Here is a 1,105-nt window from a genome sequence, read left to right as displayed (position 1 = left end):
TTGCCGAAAAAGCTGACAAGGCAAATAAAGCAGTGGATGAGTTGGCTGAACGTGCTGCTTTATCCATTGCGGAAAACGCTCAACAAATTGATGGCTTTAAAGAAGGCGATGAAATCGTCGTTACCGATGCTGATGGTGTCAAATCTGTCAAAAAAGCTACCAAAGAAGATGTTGAACAAGATGAGTTTGGCGGACTGGGCTTGAAAGAAGTTGTTGCACAACATGACCAAAGTTTTGCTGATTTGACCGCTGAGACTGAACGAGCCAAAAAGGCTGCCGAACAAGCCGCATTTGCAGCAATCGAAAATGCCCAAGAACTCAACGGTTTCAAAGAAAAAGATGAAATCATCGTTACCGATGATAATGGTGTTAAGTCTGTTAAAACAGCAACCGAAGAAGACGTTAAAGCCGACGAGTTCAAAGGTCTGGGCTTGAAAGAAGCTGTGAAAGATACCCACAAAGCTGCGGCGCAAGCTACATTGGCAGCAATTGAGAATGCTCAAGAGCTCAACGGTTTCCAAGAAGGCGATCAAATTGTTGTAACTAAAGATGATGGTTCAAAAGTCATCCGTACCGCCACAAAAGAAGATGTTGAAAATGCCGATTTTGAAGGCATGGGTTTGAAAGAAGTTGTTGCAGCACATGATGAAACGCTGGATGGTTTGAATAAAGCTGTTACCGAGAACAGCGAAGCGCTGGTAAAAACAGCAGCAGTTGTTAATGACATCAGCGCCGATGTAAATGCCAATAAAGCGGCAATCGAAACCAAAGCTGACAAAACTGATTTCGAAGAATTGGCAAAATACACTGCCGATATGGGCAAAAAAGTTAACGACATCGGTGACGAAGTTACCAGCCTGAGTGATGCGACTACAACAGCTGTTGCCCGTATTGATGAAGACATCGTTAATTTGAAAAAAGCAGGCTTAACTGCAGCCGATGCTTTAGAAGCTAACCGCCAAGACATTGATGCCAATAAAGCAGCCATCGGAACTAAAGCCGACAAAGCCGACTTCGAAGAATTGGCAAAATACACTGCCGACATGGGCAAAAAAGTTAACGATATCGGTGATGAAGTAACTGCCCTGAGCGACGCGACTAGCGC

The 1,105-nt window shown here is 44.2% G+C and carries 1 pseudogene; it reads left to right on the top strand.

The annotated features are described in order from the left end of the window. Positions 1 to 1,105 (top strand): annotated as a pseudogene (locus HMPREF1051_RS14800) (outer membrane insertion C- signal); the annotation flags it as partial.

The organism is Neisseria sicca VK64, assembly GCF_000260655.1.
Taxonomy (GTDB): Bacteria; Pseudomonadota; Gammaproteobacteria; order Burkholderiales; family Neisseriaceae; genus Neisseria; species Neisseria sicca_B.
This window is presented reverse-complemented; position numbering and strand designations above follow the sequence as displayed.